Genomic DNA, 21,511 nt, shown 5'->3' with positions numbered 1-21,511 from the left:
CAACTGACGGAATATAGACATGACTCAAAGCCCAACCCTGAACAGGCATTCGGCGTCGTCCACGCCCCCGCTGCCGCGCAAGTCGCGGCAGCGGGGGGCGGACGCCCGCGCCGGCTACACCTTCCTGATGCCCTGGCTGCTGGGATTCATCGCCCTGACCGTGGGGCCGATGATTTCCTCGCTGTACCTGTCCTTCACTAACTACAACCTGTTCGATCCGCCCAAGTGGATCGGGCTGGACAACTACACCACCCTGTTCCAGGACGAACGGTTCCTGCAGTCGGTCGGCGTGACCGTGTCCTACGTGGTCTTCGGAACCCCGATGAAGCTCGCCGCCGCACTGGCCATCGCCATGCTGCTCAACAGCAAGCGCAAAGGGCAGGGCTTCTACCGCTCGGCGTTCTACGCCCCCTCCCTGATCGGCGCGTCCGTCTCCATCGCGATCGTGTGGAAGGCGATGTTCGGCGATTCCGGCCCGGTGGACCAGGGACTGTCCTTCTTCGGCATCAACCTCGGCGGCTGGGTGGGCAACCCCTCCATGACCATGCCGATGATGATCCTGCTGACCGTTTGGCAGTTCGGCGCCCCGATGGTCATCTTCCTCGCCGGCCTCAAGCAGATCCCGGCCGACCTCTACGAAGCGGCGTCCATGGACGGTGCCGGTCAGGTCCGGAAGTTCTTCAACATCACCTGGCCCATGCTCTCCCCGGTGATCTTCTTCAACCTGCTGATGGAAACCATCCACGCATTCCAGATCTTCGCCTCGGCCTATATCATCTCCAATGGTGAAGGCGGCCCGGCCGGCTCCACCCTCTTCTACACCCTCTACCTGTACCTGCGGGGCTTCAGCGACTTCCGGATGGGCTACGCCTCGGCGATGGCCTGGCTCCTGGTGATCGTCGTCGGCATCATCACGCTGATCTTCTTCCGCACGTCCAAGTCCTGGGTCCACTACAGCGGTGATTCGAAATGACAACCATGGCAACACCCACACAGCCGAAACCCGTCAAGCAGGCAGCCGAAGCCCCGGCGCCCGTGTACAACCCGAAGTCCGAGTCAGCGGGCGCCAAACGCGCCAAGAGCGTCATCTTCCACATCGTGGCGCTGGCACTGACCGCCGTCGTGCTCTACCCGGCGCTGTGGATGATCGCCTCGTCCTTCAAGCCGAACGCCGAAATCGGCGGGTCGAACACCTCGCTGTGGTCCAGCAACTTCAGCTTCGACAACTTCGTCACGGCCATGGAAGGGATCGGCGGGGTCTCCACCCTGCAGTTCTTCACCAACTCCCTGGTCCTGGCCGTCGGCGCCGTGGTGGGCACCATCCTCTCCGCGTCCGTCTCGGCCTACGCCTTCGCCCGGATCAAGTTCCCCGGCCGCAGCATCTTCTTCGGCATGATGATTGCCACCCTGCTGCTGCCCTTCCACGTGGTGATCATTCCGCAGTACATCGTCTTCCAGCAGCTGGGCCTGGTGGACACCTACGTTCCACTGCTGATCGGCAAGTTCCTGGCCGCGGACGCGTTCTTCGTGTTCCTGATGGTCCAGTTCATGCGGAACCTTCCGGCCGAGCTGGACGAGGCGGCCCGCATCGACGGCGCCGGGCACGTGCGGATCTTCACCTCGATCATGCTTCCGCTGATGAAGCCGGCCCTGATCTCCACCTCGATCTTCTCCTTCATCTGGAGCTGGAACGACTTCCTGGGCCCGCTGCTCTACCTGAACTCCCCGGAGAAGTATCCGCTGCCGCTGGCCCTGCGCCTCTTCGTGGACCAGACCCAGTCCTCTGACTACGGGGCAATGATCGCCATGTCCGTGATGGCCCTCCTGCCGGTCCTGGTGTTCTTCCTGGTCTTCCAGCGCTACATCGTTGAAGGCGTCTCCACCCAGGGCCTCAAGGGCTGACGGCGTGGACAGCACCACACCCGCGTCCGGCCGCGACGAACCGATCCCGGTCAACCGCTTCGCCCTGTTTTCCGAGACCCTGCTGGCCGGACTGCTGGTGCTGGTGCTGTCCATCCCGCTGGTGACGATCCCCGCCGCGTATGCGGCGGGCATCGCCCACCTCGAGCGGCACCTCTCGGGCAGGGATGACTCAGTCCGCGGCCTCTGGGGCACGTTCCGCTCGGCGCTGCCGGGCAGCTGGAAGCTGGGAATCACGACGGCGGCAGCCGCCGTCGTGGTTGTCCTGAACCTCCTGCTCGCAACGGTCGGGCAGTTGCCGGGCAGCTCCGTTGTCCTGCCGGCCACGGTCGTCCTGGCGGCCGCAGGAGCCATCCTGCTGCTGCGCACCGCAGCAGCGTGGTCGGATTTTGCGGGCGGCCAGGCGCCCGGGCGCGGCTGGCCGTCCGCCCTGGCAGCCGCGAAGGCACTCTCGGTCCGCGACTGGACCGGCTCCCTCCTGCTGGCCGCCGCGCTCTTCGCCGCGGTGGTGTTTGTGTGGATGCTGGCAGCCCTGTTCGTCGTGGTGCCGGGCACCCTGGTCCTGGCCGCGGCCGCAGTCAAGATGCGCGCGGCGCGCGCGTAGCACCAAACCGTCCCAGCAGGTCCCCTTCACTACCGAGTTGAGCCAGACGTGACTTCCGAGCGCCACCCGTCCGAAGAGTCCCTCCAAGCCCCCGAACATGGTCCAGGACAAAGTTCAGGACATGGTTCAGGACAACGTTCAGCGCCGGCAGCTGCGCCAGGATTAGAACGGCCGCCGCGCTGGTACCACCCGCTGGCCCAGCGCAACTACCGCCTGTTCGTAGCCATTCAGCTGGCCGGCAGCACGGGCGTCTGGATGCAGCGCCTGGCCCAGGACTGGCTGGTCCTGCAGCTGACGGGAAGCCCCGCGGCCGTGGGCGTGGCGGTGGCGCTCCAGTTCCTGCCCATGCTGGTGGTGGGACCGCTCAGCGGCGTGCTGGTGGACCTCTTCCCGAAGCGCCGCATCCTGCTGATCTGCCAGTCCGTCACCGCCCTCCTGGCCCTCACCCTCGCCGTCCTGGATGCCGGCGGCGGGATCACCGTCTGGGCCGTATACGCCTGCTGCGCGGCCTTGGGTGTCACGTCCGCCGTGGATGGCCCGGCCCGCCAGGCGTTCGTCAACGAGGTGGTGGGGGATGCCGCCCTGCGCCCCGCGATCGGCCTGAACAACGCTATCGGCCAGCTCGGCGCGATGGTGGGCCCCGCCCTCGGCGGCCTGCTGATCGCCAGGGCGGGTTCGGCTGCCGCCTTCGCCGCGAACGCGCTGGTGTGCCTGGCGGTACTGGGCATGATCATCGCCATCAGGACCTCCCAGCTGCACCCCAGCGAACCGCCCCTCCGCGGGCGCGGGCAGGTCCTGGCCGGCTTCCGCTACGTGCGACACCGGCCGTCCCTCCTGCTGGTGATGCTGCTGGCCGGGCTCCTCGGCGCGTTCGGCATGAACGGACCCGTGGTGCTTGCGGCGTTCGCCAGCGACGTCTGGCACAGCGGCGCCGCCGGCTTTGGCATGTTTAACACGTTCAGTGCCGGCGGTGCCCTGGCAGGCGCGTTGCTGGCGGCGCGGCTCCGCACCCTGGGGCGCCGCGGAATCGTGGTGAGCGCGGGGCTGTTCGGCCTCACCCAGCTGGTGGCCGCCCTGATGCCGACGCAGGAGCTGTTTGTGGCCATGCTGGTGCTGGTGGGGGTGATGACGCTGCTCTTCCTGACCAGCGCGGCAACCACCGTCCAGCTGGAAGCCGGAGCGGAAGTCCGGGGCCGCGTCCTTGCCCTGTACCTGCCGCTGCTGCTGGGCGGGCACGCCCTTGGCGGGCTGCTCGCCGGCTGGCTTACGGAAGAGTTCGGCGTCAGGACCGGACTGGTGGTGACCGGCGCGCTCGGAATCCTCTCCGCTGCAGTCATCGGGCTGCTGCTGTGGCTGACCGCCAGGCGGCGGTCCGGCGACGGGTCTTTCGCCAGCTAACCCGAGCCATCGACCGCCGTAGTCCCTCGAGCCGGACAAAACCGGCAGCGCATCCGCATTGACTGCGACAGGGCATTGACTGTGACCGGGCACACATTTAGGGTAAGTGAGAAAGCGTTTTCTCACTCGTTTCAATCCACCCGTCGAAGAGGACATCGAATGATTTTTCGCGCCCTAAAATCCCGGACTCCCAAGATTGCGGCAGTGGCGGCCGCCCTCGCCCTGACCCTTTCCGGCTGCGGAGGCGGTGCCCAGTCCGATGCCGGCGGCCCGGTGACGCTGCGCTTTACCTGGTGGGGCTCGGATGTCCGGCACAAAATGACGCAGAAGCTGATTGACGCGTTCGAGGCCAAGAACCCCAACATCAAGGTTGAGGGCGAGTACGGGGACTGGTCCGGCTACTGGGACAAGCTCGCCACCCAGGTGGCTTCGCAGCAGGCTCCGGACGTCATCCAGATGGACCTCCAATACCTGGGTGAATATGCCAAGCGCGGGGCGCTGCTGGACCTCAAGGACGTGGACCTGTCCAAATTCGACAAGGCTGCGGCAGACGCGGGGAAGACCCCGGACGGACAGTTTGCCGTGACGGCGGGAATGAATGCACTGGTGGTGCTGGCCAACCCCTCGCTGGTCTCCGCCAGCGGCGTGCCGCTGCCGGACGACCAGTCCTGGACCTGGCAGGACTACGAGAAGACGGCCGCCGACATCACAGCCAAAGGCAAGGCGGGCACCTACGGATCCGGGCCCATTACCGGAGACGCCTCCTTCAATCTCTGGCTGCGGCAGCATGGAAAGTCCCTCTTCACCGCGGACGGGAAGCTGGGGTTCGATGAGTCCGACGCCACGTCCTACTTCGAGTTCCAGGCCGGCCTCCGCGACGCCAAATCGGTGCCGCCCGCCTCCGTCATGACTGAAGAGGCCAGCGCATCGCTGGACCAGACAGGCCTGGCCACCAACAAGTTCGCCATGGGGTGGCTGTGGTCCAACCAGCTGGGAGCCCTGACCAAGGCCTCCGGCCAGCCCCTGGAGATCAAGCGGCCGCCGAGCACGGACGGTGATGCCAAGTCGGCACAGCAGTACTACAAGGCGTCCCAGCTCTGGTCCGCGAGCTCGCGCACCAAGCACCCGAAAGAGGCACAGCAGTTCATCGATTTCCTGGCGAACAGCGTCGAAGCGGGCGAGATCGCGCTGGCTGACCGCGGCATCCCCGGCAACTCCGAAGTGCGCGACGCCATCCAGCCCAAACTCAGCCCGGCGGACGCCGCCACGGCCACCTTCATCAACGACATTGCGGATGAAGTGGGCGACGCCCCTGTTGTCCCGCCGGCAGGTTCCAGCCCGGCCTCGGAAATCCTCACCCGCTTCGTCACCGAGGTCCACTTCGGCCGGCTGAGCCCGGAGGAGGCCGCGAAGAAGTCGATCGACGAGATCAAGAGCGGACTCAGCTAGCGGGCCGAGCCAGGGCCGGCCGCCTGGCTATTCCGGCCGGAAGTGCCAGGTCCCCGGATGGATCCGGAACGTGACGGGGCCGGCTCCCGTGGAGGGCCCGACGACGGCGGAAACCGGCGTCGGGCCCTCCGCCGTGTAGCGTCCGGCCGGCAGCACCACCACCGCGCGGACTCCGGCGGGCACCGTGCAGCCCAGTTTCACCCCGGCGGGGCCGCGACGCCAGCTGGCAGACACCGTTCCGCGCTGGAGCGGGACACTCCCGCGGGCGTGCCCCAGCCGGCCGGCCGGGGGTTCGATGCGGGCCTCCGCGCCCCCGTCAGTCACCCGGATGCCGAGCAGGTGGCTCAGGATTTCCCGGATCACGGAAGCGGACCACGCGTGCGACTGGCTGTAGTCCGTGGCCTCGTCCAGTTCCCAGGCTTCCCAGGTGAAACTGGCTCCTGATTCCAGCAGCCGTGCCCAGCCGGGCTGCCCGGGGTTGGTCAGCAGGTCCAGCACCTCGTCCACCAGCCCCGCCGCCAGCAGTGCGCGCACCAGGCGGTGCACTGTCATGGGACCCTGCCGCATTCCCATCCCGGCCAGGCGCCGCCCGTCGCGCAGGACCCACTCCGGGGGGGTGATGCCGAGCGACAACGGGAAGGACGTGGCGTGCTGGGAGGCGTGGCTGCTGGGGGTGCCGTCCCCGTGCAGCCCGTCCACCATCACTCCGTCCACGCGCAGGCGGGCGTTGATCGCGGCGGAGAGCTCAACCGAGCGCGCACGGTACTCCTCGGCTTCCCGGCGTCGACCGGTCAGCCCGCACAACCCGGCCACCGCGTCCAGGACCGAAAAGGCCTGCGCGTTGACGGTGGTTTTGGCCGCGCACGCCATGTCATAGCCGAAGCGCCCGGGCGCCGGCCAGTCCACAATCCCGTGGAGGTAGGGACCGGAGCCGCCGCCGAGGCGGGTGACGAGTCCCGCCGTCGGGCCGTCCGCCGGGATGTGCCGCAGCACGTAACCGGCGGTGGCGCGCAGGGCCGGCAGCAGCTCTTCCACCAGGGCGGTATCGCCGCTGTTCCGGTGGTAATCCTCCACCCATTCCGGCATCATCAGGGAGAAATCCGGGATGTCGCGCTTGCCGTCGCCGTTGGGATACACCGCGTTGTAGCGGCCGTGGTCGCCGCCGCCGGACCAGTACCGACCGGCCGACGCCGCAAACTCGCGCAAGGCCTGGGCCGTGAGGTGCCGCTCGCCGAAAAGTGCCATGGTGGCGTAAGAGATATTGACGGCGTCGCCCAGGAACTGGCCCTTTTCGCGGGTGGGGGTATCCACGAACTGTTCCTGCGCGCCGTACAGCGCGGAGTCGCGCAGCAGCGTGAACACGGCGTCAAGCGCCGGATCGGAACTGCTGAAGCCGCCCTCCCGCTGTCCGCTTCCGGGATGTTCGGAATGGACGACGACGCCGCCCACCGCGGCGATTTCCGCCGCCGGGATTCCGGGTACTTCGACGTACCGGAACCCCAGATGGACGGCGGCTTCGTAACGTTGCGGCCCGGAAGCCTGGGTGTAGGGGTAGGACATGTCCGTGTTCTGGCTGGCCGACTTGCCGCGGTCAACCCGGCCCTCCTTATCCAGGGTGTAGCCGGCCCGGATCATCACCGTGCGGCCGGCCCGGCCGTCGGCGAACTCCACCACCGGCCGGGCTGGAAGCACGCGGCCGAAGTCGGCCACCACCGTACCGTCCTGCGCCGTCAGCAGCCTGGCCGCAGGCACGGGTATCCGGGCCAGGAACGTGCGCCGGGGGAGAACGGCGGGAAAATCTGCCACGGGGTGCCTGCCGAGCGACGTGGCGGGTTCCCAGGTGGCGGACTCCGAGGCGCCCGGGGCGGTGGCGTCCAGATGCTCCACCGGATCGCCTTCGTCGTTCCGGTAACCGGACTGCCGGTACGGACCTTCCGCCACCTGCCAGCCGGGGCCAGTGCCGAACACTTCGCGGCGGCCGTCCTCGTAGTCGACATGGAGCTGGGCCAGGAGCCCGGGAACGCCGGCAGCCCGGCCCTGGCCCGGCCCGTACCAATGCACCCGGGCGGAGAGGACCACATCGCGGACCCCGGCCTGCAGCAGGGCGGTGACGTCGGCGGCGTCGTAATAGCCCTCACCCGGGTAGCCGAAGGACGACGTCTCCAGGACTGCCCTGCCTGAGGACGCTGTGTCGACGCGGAACACGGCCTGGTGGCTGGCGGCGGCGAACAGCCTGGCGCGCACCACGGTGCCGGAAAGTGGTACGTCCGTGCGGGCCAGCGTCCACTCGTCGGGCTGGCGGTGGGTGGTGGTGCGGGTCCATTCGGCGAGGCAGGCAGTTGCGCGGTCAGCCCCGGCGTCGTAGCAGTGGTCAACAAGCGCCGTTCCGCCCGTGGTTTCAGTGACCAGGATCGACCCGTATTCGGCCTGGCTCCGCGGGCCCTGATGCAAGGCAAGGCTTCCCCGGAACCCGGCAGGGGCGGGCTCGTCCACAGTGAGTAGCTCCGCGCCGTCGAGCATCACCGTGATGGTGCGTCCGTCGTCGGTGACTGTCAGGTCCTGCCAGGTGCCGGGGACCAGGTCCTTGCCGGGCAGCCGTTCCTGGCCGATGGTCACGTCGCGTTCCCGCTGGGCGCTGGCGAGGACCTCGGTTGCGGGCACGGAAGCGGAGGGGATCTCCCACCGGGCCGCGCGCCGGAGGACCACGGCCCCGGCGGAATTCAGTTCCAGCAGCAGGCCGGTACCGGGGCCGGTGGTGCGCAGGAGCAGGCCCGCCCATCCCATCGCAGGCCTCACGCGCGCCTCCAGCCGGACCTGGCGGACGGGCGGGGAGGGGAGCGGGAGGTACGGCGAACCGGCAACCCGCAAGGCGCCGTCGAACAATTCCAGCGGGGCGCGGCCGCCGGGCTCCCGGCGGATCCATTCGGCGTCCCAGTCCGGAGTGTCGAGGCCCGTGCTGAAACCCTGCGGCGCGGACCAGGGCCCGGGGACGCCGCTGGCGTCGTGGACGCGGACGGCCCACCGGTAGTCGGCGTCCGGTGCGAGCTCAAGGCCGCCGTAGGGGACATAGTGCTGCTCACCGGAGGCCACGATGCCCGAGTCCCATAGCTGCGTGCCGGCCGCGTCGCTGACCCGGAGCTGATAGGCGCTCTGATGGCGGGAGGCCGGATCACTTCCCTCTCCGGCCGCCAGGACCCAGCCGAAGTGCGGGCGCTTTGAGGCGGTCAGGCAGGCTTCAAGCCCGTCGGTGAGAAGACCGGCGGGGGCAAGGTGCCCCGTCACCTGCCAGCAGCCAATGCGCCAGCCTCGGACGGGGCCAGCGTGCCGTCGGCGATCCACACCGTGAAGGAGCGACGGACCGATTCTCCCGCGGCGAGGATCACCGGACGGTCCCAGGCCAGCGCCGAACCCACCCCCGGGTAGCCGTGCAGCCGGACGAACCAGGGATCGGGTGCCTCGGCCGGCGCGGCAAACACCAGGCTCGCCGCGCCCTCCGGGAACTCCGCGGTCCAGGCCAGCCAGGGCGAGACAGAGCCGTGGACGGCTGCCTCACCCTCCCGGTCCGCCGTGAAGACATCCGCCGCGGAGCAAGCAGGCAGCCGCCAGAAGAACCCGCCGTAGCCGCTGCCCGCGGCACCGTTGGACCCGGGACCGCCCAGCGAAGCGTCGACGACGGCGGTCAGTTCGGTTGCCAGGTCCAGCCGCCAGGTCCGGTGGTCCACCCTTCCTGCGCGGGTGGTGCGGCGCTCGCGGAGGAGTTCGCTGCCGTCCGGCGCCTGCCAGCTCAGGTCCTGGTGGAGGGATATGCCGTCCGGTGATGCCGTCTCCGGCCTTGCCGAGAGCTGCACAATCCGGCCGTGGTCCGGGCGTTCCTCGTACCGTCCGGCGGCGCGGGTATACGTCTTGCCGCCCCAGAAGTTCGTGCCGTTCACGTCCTGCAGGGCGATGCCGGCGCCCAGGTGCCACGGATGGTCCGCGGGCAAGTGGTCGGTGACGGTGACGCCGCCGAATGACCGCACCGGATGCAGGTACGGGCGGGGCGAGAGGCGGGCCGCGAGGGCGGAACCGCTTCGGACCGTAACGAGAAGCACTGTGGAAAGAGGCACTGTGGAAAGAGGCGCTGCGGAAAGGGACAGCGTGTCCGCGCCGTCGGCAGAAGGCCGCGCCCAGGGCAGGCCGAGTTCGCTGAAGGTGGCGTGCGCCGCCGTCGCGCGTTCCAGGGCATCTTCGATGCCAGCGATCACCGGGTGGGCGGAGTCGCCCTCGCCTACCCAGTCGATATAGCGGGCAGGGACCAACTCAGGGGCAGCGGCGGTGCGGATCGCCTCCAGCACGCGCATGAACGCGCCGCTGTCCGCGAGGGAACTGATCAGCGGCGCACCGCTCGGCAGGTCCTGCGGGCGGCGGTTCCGCAAGTGCTCCAGCAGGTTCTCGGTAAGGTCGAGCCGGCCAAACACCTGATGGCGCTCGCCGGCGGCAGTGCTGACGGTCAGGCGGTCTTCGGTGTAGTGGAACACCGCAGTGCCTTCACTGCCCTGCAGGGTGACGTACGGTTCCACGGATTCCGTGGCGCAGAGGGTCAGTGCACAGGTGATGGGAAGCCCGGAGGTTGTGCGGATCCGGATCACCGAGGTGTCGTCCGATTCGATGTCGTTGGCGCGGTAGAGGTCTGTTTCCACCGAGGCGAGATCGTCCCCGGTCCGCGCGCCGGCGATCCGCAAAGCAGTGGCGATGGCGTGGGCCAGGGGGTTGGTCGCCACGCCGTCCACCACGTCGACGCCGTCCAGGCTGCGTTTGCCCGCCCAGCGCGACCTCTTGTAGTAAGCGCGGTCGCGTACCCAGCGGCCGGTCGCGGAGATTCCCAGGAGGGTGCCGATTTCGCCGGCGGCCAGCAGCTCTTCGATGGCCTGCAGGGCTTGCGAGCCCAGGCTCTGGAAGCCGATCTGGACGCTCCGTCCGGCCGCTGCGGCGGCGTCCTGCAGCCTGGTGAAATCGGCCAGGGAAGCCACCGGGGGCTTCTCCAAGTAGAGGTCGGCGTGGGGGAGGGCCGTGAGCGCGAGCGGTGCGTGCGTCTGGATGGGCGTGGCCACAATAATGAGGTCCAGCACCGGGGTTGCCGCCAGGAGCTCGTCCAGGGTGCCGAACACTCCGGTTCCGGGCGGGAGCGCGCCGGCGGCCGGAGGATTCGGGTCGGCAACGGCCACGAGGGTGACGGCTCCATCGTGCTGGAGCCTTTCAAGGTTGTGGAGGTGGTGGGTGCCGAAGCCGTGAACGCCGACGAGGGCCACCCTGGCCGGGGCGGAGGCGATCCTGCCTTCCGTGGCAGGCATGTCGGGTTCTTCCGGGACGGGCGCGGACAGGGTGCCCATGGCTCTCCTCTTCTGTGCCCGGGGCTTCCCTTTCCGGGGCCGGGTCTGACGTCGGTGTCGATGCGGAAATCGCCGGGGCGGGGCCCGCGACCGTCGCTTTCAGAGTAGGCCGGGGGGCCCGCCCCAACGGATGGTAAGCGCTTTCCAATTTGCTGCTGCCATCAGTCTAACCCGGCTCGGGCCAATATGTAACGATTCAAATTTCGCCTTGACCGCCGCAGTAAAAGCGTCTAGATTTTCGAGAAACCGCTTACTGAGGTGACGTGGACCACTGTGGCCCCCGTTTCTGCAACGATGGAGATCCGAAGGGGGCTGGCTGTGCTGGCTGGAAGTTTTAGCGCCAAGGCGTACTCATTTTTCGACACCCTGCTCTGGATTGCCTGCCTGAACCTGCTGTGGATGGTGTTCTCGCTCGCCGGGCTGGGCGTCCTCGGGGCGGGCCCCGCCACGGCCGCCGCGCAGGTCATGGTGCGCCGCCGGGTCCGGGGCGAGGCTGCTCCGCTGTTCCGCTCCTTCGCCCGGGAGTATGGACGCAACTTTGGCCGCGGCAATGCCCTGGCGCTGCCGATCCTGCTGGCCGGAGCCGCCCTGGCCTTGAACTGGAACTACTTCTCCCGCTCCGGCGACCTTCTTTCGCAGCTGCTGGCGGCCGGGACCTTTGTTGCCGCGATCTTCCTGGTGGCTGTTGCCTGCCATCTCTTTCCGATGTTTGCCCGCTACGAGCTTCCGCTTCCGCAGTACCTCCTGATGTCCTCGCGGTTTGCCCTCCGGCACCTGGCGGGGACGGCGATCCTGCTGTTCGTGACCGCCGTCGCGCTGTTCGCCAGCCAGGCGCTGCCGGGACTTATCCCTTTCTTCAGCGTCGGAGCGTGGCTCTACGTGACCGGGTGGCTGTGCGACCGCTTCTTCACTGCGAACGACGAATCGGTGACCGGTAGTGCTGGCGAGCCTGCCGCGGGCGCCGCGCTCCCGGCCGCAATGGTCGGAGCCCCCCTTGCCTGAGCCGTCCGACGCCCGCCGGAGCCTGGAGTCCTCCGCGTTGGCGCGGGACGGCTTTGCCGGGCATGTAATGAAACGTATCAAAATGATGCCAGCACTTCCCGGACCCACACCTGACTCCAGAGCCAGCCCCAAAAACTGACCGACCGACCCACCTGACCCAACCGACCCCGAAGAAGTGGAAAAGGAAATAACCATGATCCGCAGAAAACTCAGCCTGGCGGCCGCCGTCGTCACCGCCACCGCCTTGACCCTCACGGCGTGCAGCGGGGGTGAAGCGCCGGCTGCCGATTCCTCGAAGATCACCATCATGGCGCCGTTCCTGGAGGCACAGCCGCCGTCCGCCGACGGCGCGGTGCAGCAGAAGCTGGAGGAACTCACCGGCAAGGACGTGAGCATCACCTGGACGCCGAACGCGTCCTACGAGGACAAGATGAACATCACGCTCGCCTCCTCCGAGATCCCCCAGGTCATGGTGGTGCAGGGCAAGTCGCCGGGCTTCGTCAAGAATGCCGAAGCGGGGGCCTTCTGGGACCTCACCGACAAGCTGGACGAGTACCCCAACCTGAAGACCACCTTCCCGGAGGTCGAGAAGAACGCCAGCGTCAACGGCAAGGTCTACGGCGTCTTCCGTGCCCGCAACCCCATCCGCTCGGCCGTCATGTTCCGCCAGGACTGGCTGGACAAGCTCGGACTGAAAGCTCCCGAAACCACCGAGGACCTCTACAAGGTGGCCAAAGCATTCACCGAACAGGACCCGGACGGCAACGGCCAGAACGACACCTGGGGCATCACAGTTCCCAAGTTCGGCGCCCTGGGCACCAACAGCCCGTACGACATGATTGAAACCTGGTACGGCGCAGGCAACCGGTGGACCGAAAGGGACGGAAAGCTGATTCCCAGCTTCGAGACCGAGGAATTCCTGGAAGCCAACCGCTTCGTCAAGAAGATGGTGGACGAGAAACTCATCAACCCGGACTTCGCCACCTTTGACGGCACCAAGTGGAACGAACCGTTCTTCAACGGCAAGGGCGGCATCATCGTTGACGTCGACTCCCGCGTCAGCGTCCTCATCAACCTGTTCAAGCAGGCCAACCCGAACGACTTCCAGAACAAGGTGGGCTTCGTCGGCGGGCTCAAAGGCCCGGACGGCGAACTGCACACCCATCCCACGGACGGCTACTCCGGCTTCCTGGCCGTGCCCAAGACCAGCGTCCGCACCGAGGCTGAGCTGAAGAACGTTCTGCAGTTCCTCGACAAGATGAACTCCAAGGACGTGGCCGCGCTCCTCAACAACGGCATCGAAGGCGTCAACTTCACTGTCCAGGACGGCAAGGCAGCCGCCATCAAACCCGAAACCCCTGAAGGCAAGGCCGTGGCCACGGACATCAAGAGCTACGCGCAGCTGGGCACCAACGTCACGGGCAACAACTTCTACCCCGTCAAGCAGGCCTCGGACTACGAGCAGGAAGTCTTCGACAAGCGGGTCGAGGTCATGGCTCAGGACCTGAAGAGCGCCGTCTACAACCCCGCCGCAGCGTTCGTTTCGCCCACCTACGTCGCCAAGGGCGCACAGCTGGACAACATCGTGGCCGACGCCCGGATCAAGTACCTCGCCGGCCAGACCGATGAGCAGGGCCTGAAGGATGCCATCAAGCTGTGGAAGACCAGCGGAGGCGACAAGGTCCAGGACGAGATCAACAAGCTCTGGCAGGACAGCAAGTGACAACGTCCACCGTTGACGTCAAAGCCCCGGGGCAGGCGCCGCCACCAGCGCCTGCCCCGGGGCGGCGGCGCCGCTTCGCCGTCCACTTCGCGCATTACAAGTGGCTGTACCTGCTCCTGCTGCCGGGGGTCCTCTACTTTGCGGTGTTCCGGTACGCCCCGATGTACGGGGTGTCCATCGCGTTCAAGGACTACGTCCCGTTCCTGGGCGTCAACGCCAGCCCGTGGGTGGGCTTCCAGCACTTCCAGGATTTCTTCGCCAACCCGGACTTCGGCCGGCTGCTGGGCAACACCCTGATCCTCGCGTTCCTGAACCTGGGCATCGCGTTCCCGCTGACCATCGTGCTGGCGCTGCTGCTGAATGAGGTCCGCCTCTCGATCCTCAAGCGCACCGTCCAGACGCTGGTGTACATCCCGCACTTCCTGTCCTGGACCATCGTGGCGTCGCTGAGCTTCCTGCTCTTCGCCCTGGACTTCGGGCCGCTGTTCCTGTTCATCAACTCAGTGCTTGGCACGGACATCGACTTCCTCTCCGACCCCGCCTGGTTCCGGCCGCTCATTGTGCTCCAGGAGATCTGGAAGAACACCGGCTGGGGCACCATCATCTTCCTCGCCGCCCTGGCCACCGTGGACCAGGACCAGTACGAGGCCGCGATCATCGACGGTGCCGGCAGGTTCCGCAGGGTCTGGCACATCACCCTGCCCGGGATCCGCTCCACCATCATCGTGATGCTCATCCTGGCGATCGGGCAGATGCTGAATACCGGCTTCGAACAGATCTACCTCATGACCAACGCCCTGAACCGCGAGGTAGCGGACGTCTTCGACACCTACGTGTACTTCGTGGGCATTACCCAGGGCGCCTACAGCTACTCCACCGCCGTCGGACTGTTCAAGTCCCTGGTGGGCATTGTGCTGATCTTCGGCACCAACGCCCTGGCCAAGCGGTTCAACCAGAGCGGACTGTTCTAATGAAGATCCACAACACCACCGGCGGCCGGATCTTCGATGCCGCCAACTACGTCTTTCTGGCCGTGATCGGCGTCCTGACACTGCTGCCGTTCGTCTACGTGTTCGCCGGCTCGTTTGCCACCGAAGCGGAAATCACCCGCCGGGCCTTCTTCGTCTGGCCGGAACAGTTCAGCCTGGGAGCCTACGAATACATCTTCTCCACCCCGGCCTTCATCCGGGCGCTGGTCACCACCGTCCTGGTCACGGCCGTGGGCACGGTGGTCCAGCTCATCCTGACCGTCACCATGGCCTACCCGCTGGCCAAGCGGAACCTTCGCGGCCGGCAGCTGATCCTGTCCCTGGTGGTCTTCGCGATGGTGTTCTCCGGCGGCATGATCCCCACCTTCCTGCTGATCAAGGACCTCGGCCTGCTCAACAGCTACTGGGCGCTGATCCTGCCGGCCGCCATCAACCCGTTCAGCCTGATCATCATCAAGAACTTTTTCCAGGAACTCCCGGCCGAGCTGGAGGAGTCTGCCAAGATGGACGGCGCCACGGAAATCGGGATCCTGTGGAGGATCCTGCTGCCGCTGTCCAAGCCCGTGCTGGCAACGTTCGCGCTCTTCTACGCCGTGGGCATATGGAACGATTTCATGTCGCCCCTGCTCTACCTGAGCGACAACTCCAAGTGGACCCTGCAGATGTACCTGCGCCAGGTCACCGCCTCGTCCGACCTCCTGGGCTCCGGCAACGTGGACCCGAACTACATCCCGCCGGAACAGGGCATCAAATTCGCAGTGATCGTGGTGGCCACCCTGCCCATCCTGATCTTCTACCCCTTCCTGCAAAAGCACTTCGCCAAGGGCATGCTCATCGGCTCCGTCAAGGGCTGAGCCGGCTTCGGCTTGCGCAGGTGACGGCTCAACACGCAACAGAAGGAACAGCATGAAGATACTGCTCGCCGGTGATTCCACGGTGGCCAACTGTCCCACCCACGAGTACCCCATGAGCGGCTGGGGCGCGCAGCTGCCCCGGTACGTCTACCCCTGGGCCGCCGTGCACAACTTCGCCAAGGGCGGTGCCAGCACGGAGTCCTTCATTGAGGAGGGGCTCTGGGGTCAGCTCCTGGAAGCCGCGGAGGAGGGCAGCCTGGTGCTCATCCAGTTCGGTCACAACGACCAGAAATGCCCCCAGCTGGCAGCCAGGACGGGGTACGCGGCGAACCTGCGCCGGATGGTGGCGGAAGCGCAGGCGCTCGGGGCGGTGCCGGTGCTCTGCACTTCCGTGGAGCGCCGGCACTTCCTGGCGGACGGTGCCCTGGAAGACAGTCTGGAGGACTATCCCGAAGTGGTCCGTGAGATCGCGCTCGAACTGCATGTCGCCGTCGTCGACCTCAACGCCTGGACCCGCACGCTCTACCTGGGGCTGGGCGTCGAGGAATCAAAGCCGCTGTTCTGCCATTTCGGTCCCGGCGAGCACGCCCACTGGGCTGACGGACTGGCCGACAACACGCACTTCTCCCGTCACGGCGCGTCCCTGGTTGCCGGGGAGGTTGCCGCCCGGCTTGCGCTGCTGCAATGCACGACGGCGGGACTCACGACGGCGGGGCGGCGCTAGGTGGGAGCGTTGCCGCCCAGTCCGGAACTGCTTTACAGCAATCCGCTTGCCGGTCCGGCGGACGTGTCCGGCTGGGTGGCCGAGGGCCCGCTCCGGCAGGAATGCGGGGAGGGCGCCCTGGCGCTTTCCGGCGCACTGGACGATCAGGAGTTCGGGGACCACGCGCACTGGACTTTCTGGTGCCCGGTGGAGTTTCCGGACGGCATCCGGATCAGCTGGGAGTTCCTGCCGCTCGCCGAGCCGGGGCTGGCCATGCTGTTCTTTTCGGCCTCGGGGCACGGCGGGCAGGACCTGTTTTCGGACAGCGTCGCCCGGCGCACGGGCTTCTACCCGCAATACCACTCGGGTGACATCGATGCCCTCCATGTTTCCTACTTCCGGCACAAGTACGAGTCCGAGCGGGCCTTCCGGACCTGCAACCTGCGGAAAAGTGCCGGCTTTGAATTGGTGGCCCAGGGCGCGGACCCGCTGCCGCCGGCGGAGGACGCCCGGGATTTCTACCGCATGGAACTCGTGAAGGACGGCCCGCGCGTGGCGTTTTCCATCAACGGGCTGCTGCTCTTTGACTGGACCGACTCCTCGGACCAGGTGCTGGGCGGGGGCTACCTCGGGTTCCGGCAGATGGCGCCGCTGCGTGCCGCCTACCGGAACCTCACGGTGGAGAAACTCTAGCCCTCAAGGCCCGTGCTGAGGCTGAGTTCCCGCCATTCGTCCAGTTCCGCGCGCTCTGCCTGGGCGACGGCGTCAAACGCGTTGTACGCGTCCTGGCCAAGAACCAGGAGGGACGGCGGGGCCGCGCTTTCGGCGATCGCCATGATGGCCTCGGCGGCCTTCGCCGGGTCGCCCGGCTGCGTGCCGTGGACGGTGTCATGCTCTTTGCGTCGTTTCCCGGCCGTTTCGGCATAGTCCGCGATCGCCGTCGCCGACTGGGTGAGGGAGCGGCCGGCGAAGTCCGTGCGGAACGCGCCGGGCTCGATGACGGTGACGTTGATGCCAAGCGGCTGGAGTTCCTTGTGGAGTGAACCGGAGAGGCCCTCCAGGGCCGCCTTGGTGGCGGAGTAGTATCCGGAGCCGGCCGGCTTGATCCGCGCTCCGATGGAGGAGATGTTCAGGATGGACCCTGCCCTTTTTGCCCGCATGTCCGGGAGGACTGCCTTGATCATGTCGACGGCGCCGAAAACGTTGGTGTCGAACAATTGCCGGATGTCGGCGTCGTCCGCTTCCTCAACGGCGGCGCGGTAGCCGTAGCCGGCATTGTTGACCAGCACGTCGACGCCGCCGAACCGCGTCCGCGCCTGCTGCACCACTGAGCTGATCTGTGCCGTGTCGGTGACGTCAAGGGGGAGGGCCAGGGCCGTGTCCGGGTACGCGGCCGCGATGTCCTGCAGCGTGGAGGCGTTACGCGCGGTGACCACCGCGTTGTGGCCGCGGGCGAGCACGGACTGGGCGAGGGCGCGGCCGAGACCGGTGGAGCATCCTGTGATGAGCCAGGTAGCCATGGGTGTTCCTTTCGTTGGTTATGCCCATCCAACAGGAAGTGGATCCCCGGCGGGAGGGCCTCTTGATACGGGTACTGGTAGCCCCTCCCGGGCTGATTCCCCCGGCGCATGATGAACCGCGGATCGTCAGGGAACGGTGCCGGCCGGGCTCAGGAACTCCGCAATTTTCGTCGCCATGGCCTGGGACTGCGTCCAGTGCAGGTAGTGGTTCCCGTCGAGGACCACCAGCTCGCGGCGCTTCACATTTTCCAGTTGGCGCTCGTGGGAGCCCAGCCACTCCGGCTGCTGGCTGATCGTTTCCCGGGACAGGAATTGAAGGACGGGAACGTGGTCAGGGTAGCTGAGTGTTCGGATCTTCGCGGCGTTTTCCGCAAGGCCCAACGCGGCGGCCCAGCGGACCAGGCCGGTGGTCGACGGAAGCCGTTCCCAGAAATTGCCTGCGGCCGGCGCCTCGGTGTGGGCAGGATCTTCATCCGAGGCCATGCCTGCGGGGACCGTGGGGTCCGATGCCGATAACGGCAGACACTTCCGCAGGGTACTTGTTGGCGTAGTACAGGGTGGTAAAGCCTGCTATTGAATGGCCGGCAAGGATGTACGGACGATCGACGGCGAGCTGGGACAGCACTGTGTGAAGTTCCTCGCTCATGTTCTCGATGGTCCGCGGCCGGGCGGTCATGTCGCTGTGGCCGTATCCGAAACCCTCCACCGCCACCACCCGGAAGCCGGTCAGTTCCCGCACCAGCGGCGCGAAGTCCAGCCCCGGGGCGGGCGTGCCCAGCCCGCTGAGCAGCACGATGGTGGGGCCGGTGTCCCCGGAACGCGAGACATTGATGGTGCCCTGGTCGATCCGGACTTTCTCCCCGTACGCAGCGGCGTTCGAGCGTTCGACCCCTTCCAGGACGAGATTCGCCGCCGTAGAGGCCACCAGCAAACCGATGATCGTCAACAGCGCTACGACGGCGATCCTGAGTGCCCGCCGTCGTCTTTCTCCGCGAGGCAGCGGCTGGCCCGGCGCTGAACGGGTGCGGCGGGACAAGAAGCGCAACGGCGTACTTCAAGATACCCCCGAGGGGTATCGGAGGCAAGGGCCTCAGCGGCTTCCGGCGGCGTCTAATCCGGCGTGGCGGCACCCGCCGTGCTTTGCCGCACCACCAGTTGGGGAGTGAAGATCACGGCGCGGTGGTGCGGCCGTGACGAGGCGGACCCCATGGCGTCCACTTCCTCGGCCAGCAGCTCGATGGCAGTCCGGCCGAGTGCTTCCGTGGGCTGGCGGATCGAGGAGAGCGGCACCACGGCGGACACGGCGAAGTCGATGTCGTCGTAGCCGATCAGGGCGATGTCTTCCGGAATCCGCAGCGTGTGCAGCATGGTGAGGGACTGCATCACGCCCAGGGCAAGCAGGTCATTGGCGCAGAACACTCCGTCCGGAAGTTCGCCGGCGCTGCGGCGGACCAGCCGGTCGCCCACGCCGCGGCCCGCCAGGACCGTTTGCCCGGCGGAATCCAGCACTTCCAGGGAGGCGTCCGGGACCTCGGCAACGGCGCGTTGCGCCCCCTGGAGGCGGTCCGCCACCTGGCGTATCGACGTCGGGCCTCCCACGAAGGCCAGCCGACGGCGGCCGGTGTCCAGCAGGTGCCGCGCCGCAAGGTAACCGCCGGCGTCGTCGTCAACGGAAACGGAACTGTACCGGGACTCGTCGGCCAGCCGGTCCACCAGGACAGTGGGCACGCCGCGTTCGCGCAGCTGGTCGAGGCGTTCGGTGACATCGCCCACCGGCGAGATGAGCAGGCCCTGGACCCGCTGCTCCTGGAAGAGGTCGATGTAGTTCGACTCGCGGCTCGCATCGTGCCCGCTGTCTCCGAGCAGGACTGCGCTGCCCTGCAGGGCGGCGGCATCCTCGGCGGCGCGGACCACGGACGTGAAGAACGGGTTGCCGACGTCGAGCACAATCAGGCCGATGGTGCGGCTGTGCCCGGCCCGGAGCTGGCGGGCCGCGTCGTTGCGGACGAACCCGAGCTCGTCGATGGCCTGCAGAACCCGGTCCTTGGTCCGCTGCGACACCCGGTCGGGGTAATTCAGGACATTGGACACCGTGCCCACCGCCACGCGGGCATGGTTCGCAACATCCTTGATGCTGGCTGACCGTGACATGTTTCTCCAAGCTCTCTCGTGCGGGGCGGCGTGTGTAAACGCCCGGATCACACCCCCCGCGCCAATTGTCCTTGCCCGGGGCGCGTTCCCTTGCGAGCGAAACGGCCTTCCCGGAGAAAGGGTTTTCGTCCAATGACAATTGCTTGACACCTACTCGACTTCAAGAGTACTTTGAATCGTAACAATGAAACGATTCAAAGAATCCGAAATTCAGGAGAGCCGCAGATGAGGGTGTGTTTCCGCTCCTCGGTCCAACCCGGACTGATCGATGAGTACAAGCGCAGGCACGCCGCCGTCTGGCCGGAGATGCTGAAGGCACTCCAGGATGCGGGCTGGCACAACTATTCGCTGTTCCTGGGCACTGACGGGCTGCTGGTGGGCTACGTGGAATGCGACGACTTCGACGCCGTGAGGGCGCGGATGGCGCTCACCGACGTCAATGCCCGCTGGCAGGCGGAGATGGCCACTCTTTTTGACAACCCGGACAACACGGACCAGGCCCCCGACGAAGGGTTCCTGGTCCTCGAAGAAGTCTTCAATCTAGACGACCAGCTCGCCGCGGCGGAGTCCGCGGCACGCTGAGTCACCCAAGGCTCCAGCAGCGGGGCCGCAGCACCACCACCCCATACCGCAGCAACACAAGAGACCGGAAATAACCAACATGAATGACGTAGCAACGGCGCTGGGCAGGCTGGAAGAGCTTGCCATCGAAGTCCCCTCCTGGGCCTATGGCAACTCGGGCACCCGCTTCAAGGTGTTCGGCACACCGGGCACCCCGCGGACCGTGCAGGAGAAGATCGCGGACGCCGCGAAGGTGCACGAGCTGACGGGCCTGGCTCCCACCGTTGCACTGCACATTCCGTGGGACAAGGTGGATGACTACGCCGCCCTGCGTGAGTACGCGGCGGGCCTGGGCGTGGGCCTTGGCACCATCAACTCGAACACGTTCCAGGACGACGAGTACAAGTTCGGTTCCCTGACGTCCTCGAACGATGCAGTGCGCCGGCGCGCCATCGACCACCACCTCGAGTGCCTGGAAATCATGCACGCCACGGGCTCGAGCGATCTGAAGATCTGGCTGGCGGACGGCACCAACTACCCGGGCCAGGACGACATGCGGGGCAGGCAGGACCGGCTCGCCGAGTCGCTGCAGGAGATCTACGCCGCCCTGGGCGAGGACCAGCGCCTGGTGCTGGAGTACAAGTTCTTCGAACCGGCTTTCTACCACACCGACGTTCCGGACTGGGGCACGTCCTACGCCCAGACCCTCGCGCTGGGGGAGAAGGCGTTTGTCTGCCTGGACACCGGCCACCACGCCCCGGGCACCAACATCGAGTTCATCGTCATGCAGCTGCTCCGCCTGGGCAAGCTGGGTTCCTTTGACTTCAACTCGCGCTTCTATGCGGATGACGACCTGATCGTCGGTGCGGCGGACCCGTTCCAGCTGTTCCGGATCATGCACGAGGTGATCCGCGGCGGCGGGTTCGGGAAAGAGTCCGGCGTGGCGCTCATGCTGGACCAGTGCCACAACCTGGAAGAGAAGATCCCGGGCCAGATCCGCTCCGTGCTCAACGTCCAGGAAATGACCGCGCGTGCGCTGCTGATCGACACCGCCGCTTTGGGCGAAGCCCAGCGTGCCGGCGATGTCCTGGCCGCCAACGCGGTGTTCAACGACGCCTTCTACACCGACGTCCGGCCCGTCCTGGCCGACTGGCGTGAATCCCGCGGCCTGCCCGCGGACCCGCTGGCAGCCTTCAAAGCCAGCGGCTACCAGAAACAGATCAACGAAGACCGCGTGGGCGGTCACCAGGCCGGATGGGGCGCATAAG

The 21,511-nt window shown here is 66.9% G+C and carries 19 protein-coding genes; 13 read left to right on the top strand and 6 right to left on the bottom strand.

The features are described 5' to 3' along the window. Positions 1-19: 19 nt before the first annotated feature. The 5 genes from PV761_RS16010 (at position 20) to PV761_RS15990 (ending at position 5,371) form a co-directional block, all read left to right on the top strand. Positions 20-973, top strand: coding sequence for a sugar ABC transporter permease (locus PV761_RS16010; RefSeq protein ID WP_347898232.1), 954 nt, complete (start codon positions 20-22; stop codon positions 971-973). After that, entirely contained in the window at positions 970-1,902 is a 933-nt protein-coding gene (locus tag PV761_RS16005; RefSeq protein ID WP_028269962.1) for a carbohydrate ABC transporter permease, read from the top strand. Before PV761_RS16010 ends, PV761_RS16005 begins: the two co-directional genes overlap by 4 nt. A gap of 4 nt (positions 1,903-1,906) precedes the next feature. Then, positions 1,907-2,524 (top strand): Poxvirus protein I5, encoded by a 618-nt coding sequence (locus PV761_RS16000; RefSeq protein ID WP_347898230.1) that lies wholly within the window; start codon positions 1,907-1,909, stop codon positions 2,522-2,524. A 192-nt stretch (positions 2,525-2,716) separates the two neighbouring features. Beyond that, entirely contained in the window at positions 2,717-3,922 is a 1,206-nt protein-coding gene (locus tag PV761_RS15995) for an MFS transporter (protein WP_347898274.1), read from the top strand. A gap of 159 nt (positions 3,923-4,081) precedes the next feature. Continuing rightward, on the top strand, positions 4,082-5,371 hold the full coding sequence (locus tag PV761_RS15990; protein ID WP_347898228.1) for an extracellular solute-binding protein: 1,290 nt from the start codon (positions 4,082-4,084) through the stop codon (positions 5,369-5,371). Positions 5,372-5,398: 27 nt separating this feature from the next. Here the strand turns inward: PV761_RS15990 and PV761_RS15985 are convergent, their stop codons facing one another. Both PV761_RS15985 and PV761_RS15980 read right to left on the bottom strand, forming a co-directional pair. Continuing rightward, positions 5,399-8,653 carry a family 78 glycoside hydrolase catalytic domain gene (locus PV761_RS15985; protein ID WP_347898226.1) on the bottom strand — a complete coding sequence of 1,085 codons (3,255 nt, stop codon included), beginning with the start codon at positions 8,651-8,653 and terminating at the stop codon, positions 5,399-5,401. Beyond that, positions 8,650-10,740, bottom strand: a complete 2,091-nt coding sequence (locus tag PV761_RS15980; RefSeq protein WP_347898224.1) for a DUF6807 family protein — start codon at positions 10,738-10,740, stop codon at positions 8,650-8,652. The genes PV761_RS15985 and PV761_RS15980 overlap by 4 nt, the downstream gene beginning before the upstream one ends. Positions 10,741-10,998: 258 nt before the next feature. On the opposite strand from PV761_RS15980, the gene PV761_RS15975 reads away from it, so the two are divergent. From PV761_RS15975 to PV761_RS15950, 6 genes are all read left to right on the top strand, one after another. Beyond that, entirely contained in the window at positions 10,999-11,742 is a 744-nt protein-coding gene (locus PV761_RS15975) for a DUF624 domain-containing protein (RefSeq protein WP_347898222.1), read from the top strand. A 193-nt stretch (positions 11,743-11,935) separates the two neighbouring features. Beyond that, positions 11,936-13,465: an extracellular solute-binding protein gene (locus PV761_RS15970; protein ID WP_347898220.1), complete on the top strand. Its 1,530-nt coding sequence runs from the start codon at positions 11,936-11,938 to the stop codon at positions 13,463-13,465. Next, positions 13,462-14,436 (top strand): ABC transporter permease subunit, encoded by a 975-nt coding sequence (locus PV761_RS15965; RefSeq protein ID WP_347898218.1) that lies wholly within the window; start codon positions 13,462-13,464, stop codon positions 14,434-14,436. The genes PV761_RS15970 and PV761_RS15965 overlap by 4 nt, the downstream gene beginning before the upstream one ends. Next, positions 14,436-15,308 carry a carbohydrate ABC transporter permease gene (locus PV761_RS15960; protein WP_028269969.1) on the top strand — a complete coding sequence of 291 codons (873 nt, stop codon included), beginning with the start codon at positions 14,436-14,438 and terminating at the stop codon, positions 15,306-15,308. Before PV761_RS15965 ends, PV761_RS15960 begins: the two co-directional genes overlap by 1 nt. 52 nt (positions 15,309-15,360) lie before the next feature. Then, positions 15,361-16,032 carry a rhamnogalacturonan acetylesterase gene (locus tag PV761_RS15955; RefSeq protein ID WP_347898215.1) on the top strand — a complete coding sequence of 224 codons (672 nt, stop codon included), beginning with the start codon at positions 15,361-15,363 and terminating at the stop codon, positions 16,030-16,032. After that, a complete protein-coding gene (locus PV761_RS15950) occupies positions 16,033-16,704 on the top strand; it encodes a DUF1961 family protein (RefSeq protein WP_347898193.1) in 672 nt (223 codons plus the stop codon). Here PV761_RS15950 and PV761_RS15945 read toward each other — a convergent pair. The 4 genes from PV761_RS15945 to PV761_RS15930 form a co-directional block, all read right to left on the bottom strand. Further along, on the bottom strand, positions 16,701-17,531 hold the full coding sequence (locus PV761_RS15945; RefSeq protein WP_347898190.1) for an oxidoreductase: 831 nt from the start codon (positions 17,529-17,531) through the stop codon (positions 16,701-16,703). The genes PV761_RS15950 and PV761_RS15945 overlap by 4 nt on opposite strands. A 126-nt stretch (positions 17,532-17,657) precedes the next feature. Continuing rightward, positions 17,658-18,014 (bottom strand): hypothetical protein, encoded by a 357-nt coding sequence (locus PV761_RS15940; RefSeq protein ID WP_347898187.1) that lies wholly within the window; start codon positions 18,012-18,014, stop codon positions 17,658-17,660. Beyond that, entirely contained in the window at positions 18,001-18,477 is a 477-nt protein-coding gene (locus tag PV761_RS15935) for an alpha/beta hydrolase (protein WP_347898185.1), read from the bottom strand. The genes PV761_RS15940 and PV761_RS15935 overlap by 14 nt, the downstream gene beginning before the upstream one ends. Positions 18,478-18,641: 164 nt before the next feature. Further along, positions 18,642-19,682, bottom strand: a complete 1,041-nt coding sequence (locus tag PV761_RS15930; RefSeq protein WP_028269974.1) for a LacI family DNA-binding transcriptional regulator — start codon at positions 19,680-19,682, stop codon at positions 18,642-18,644. A gap of 225 nt (positions 19,683-19,907) precedes the next feature. Between PV761_RS15930 and PV761_RS15925 the strand changes: the two genes are divergently transcribed. Continuing rightward, on the top strand, positions 19,908-20,264 hold the full coding sequence (locus tag PV761_RS15925; protein ID WP_028269975.1) for an L-rhamnose mutarotase: 357 nt from the start codon (positions 19,908-19,910) through the stop codon (positions 20,262-20,264). A gap of 79 nt (positions 20,265-20,343) precedes the next feature. Beyond that, entirely contained in the window at positions 20,344-21,510 is a 1,167-nt protein-coding gene (gene rhaI, locus PV761_RS15920; RefSeq protein ID WP_347898182.1) for an L-rhamnose isomerase, read from the top strand. Position 21,511: the final 1 nt, after the last annotated feature.

Source organism: Arthrobacter sp. CC3, assembly GCF_039907775.1.
GTDB lineage: Bacteria > Actinomycetota > Actinomycetes > Actinomycetales > Micrococcaceae > Arthrobacter.
This window is presented reverse-complemented; position numbering and strand designations above follow the sequence as displayed.

Excerpts from the sequence above, each read along its gene's own strand:
- rhaI (WP_347898182.1), top strand. The coding sequence starts at position 20,344 with ATGAATGACGTAGCAACGGCGCTGGGCAGGCTGGAAGAGCTTGCCATC.
- PV761_RS15970 (WP_347898220.1), top strand. The coding sequence starts at position 11,936 with ATGATCCGCAGAAAACTCAGCCTGGCGGCCGCCGTCGTCACCGCCACC.
- PV761_RS15945 (WP_347898190.1), bottom strand. The coding sequence starts at position 17,531 with ATGGCTACCTGGCTCATCACAGGATGCTCCACCGGTCTCGGCCGCGCC.
- PV761_RS15940 (WP_347898187.1), bottom strand. The coding sequence starts at position 18,014 with ATGGCCTCGGATGAAGATCCTGCCCACACCGAGGCGCCGGCCGCAGGC.
- PV761_RS15980 (WP_347898224.1), bottom strand. The coding sequence starts at position 10,740 with ATGGGCACCCTGTCCGCGCCCGTCCCGGAAGAACCCGACATGCCTGCC.
- PV761_RS15930 (WP_028269974.1), bottom strand. The coding sequence starts at position 19,682 with ATGTCACGGTCAGCCAGCATCAAGGATGTTGCGAACCATGCCCGCGTG.
- PV761_RS16005 (WP_028269962.1), top strand. The coding sequence starts at position 970 with ATGACAACCATGGCAACACCCACACAGCCGAAACCCGTCAAGCAGGCA.
- PV761_RS15955 (WP_347898215.1), top strand. The coding sequence starts at position 15,361 with ATGAAGATACTGCTCGCCGGTGATTCCACGGTGGCCAACTGTCCCACC.
- PV761_RS15925 (WP_028269975.1), top strand. The coding sequence starts at position 19,908 with ATGAGGGTGTGTTTCCGCTCCTCGGTCCAACCCGGACTGATCGATGAG.
- PV761_RS15960 (WP_028269969.1), top strand. The coding sequence starts at position 14,436 with ATGAAGATCCACAACACCACCGGCGGCCGGATCTTCGATGCCGCCAAC.
- PV761_RS15990 (WP_347898228.1), top strand. The coding sequence starts at position 4,082 with ATGATTTTTCGCGCCCTAAAATCCCGGACTCCCAAGATTGCGGCAGTG.
- PV761_RS16010 (WP_347898232.1), top strand. The coding sequence starts at position 20 with ATGACTCAAAGCCCAACCCTGAACAGGCATTCGGCGTCGTCCACGCCC.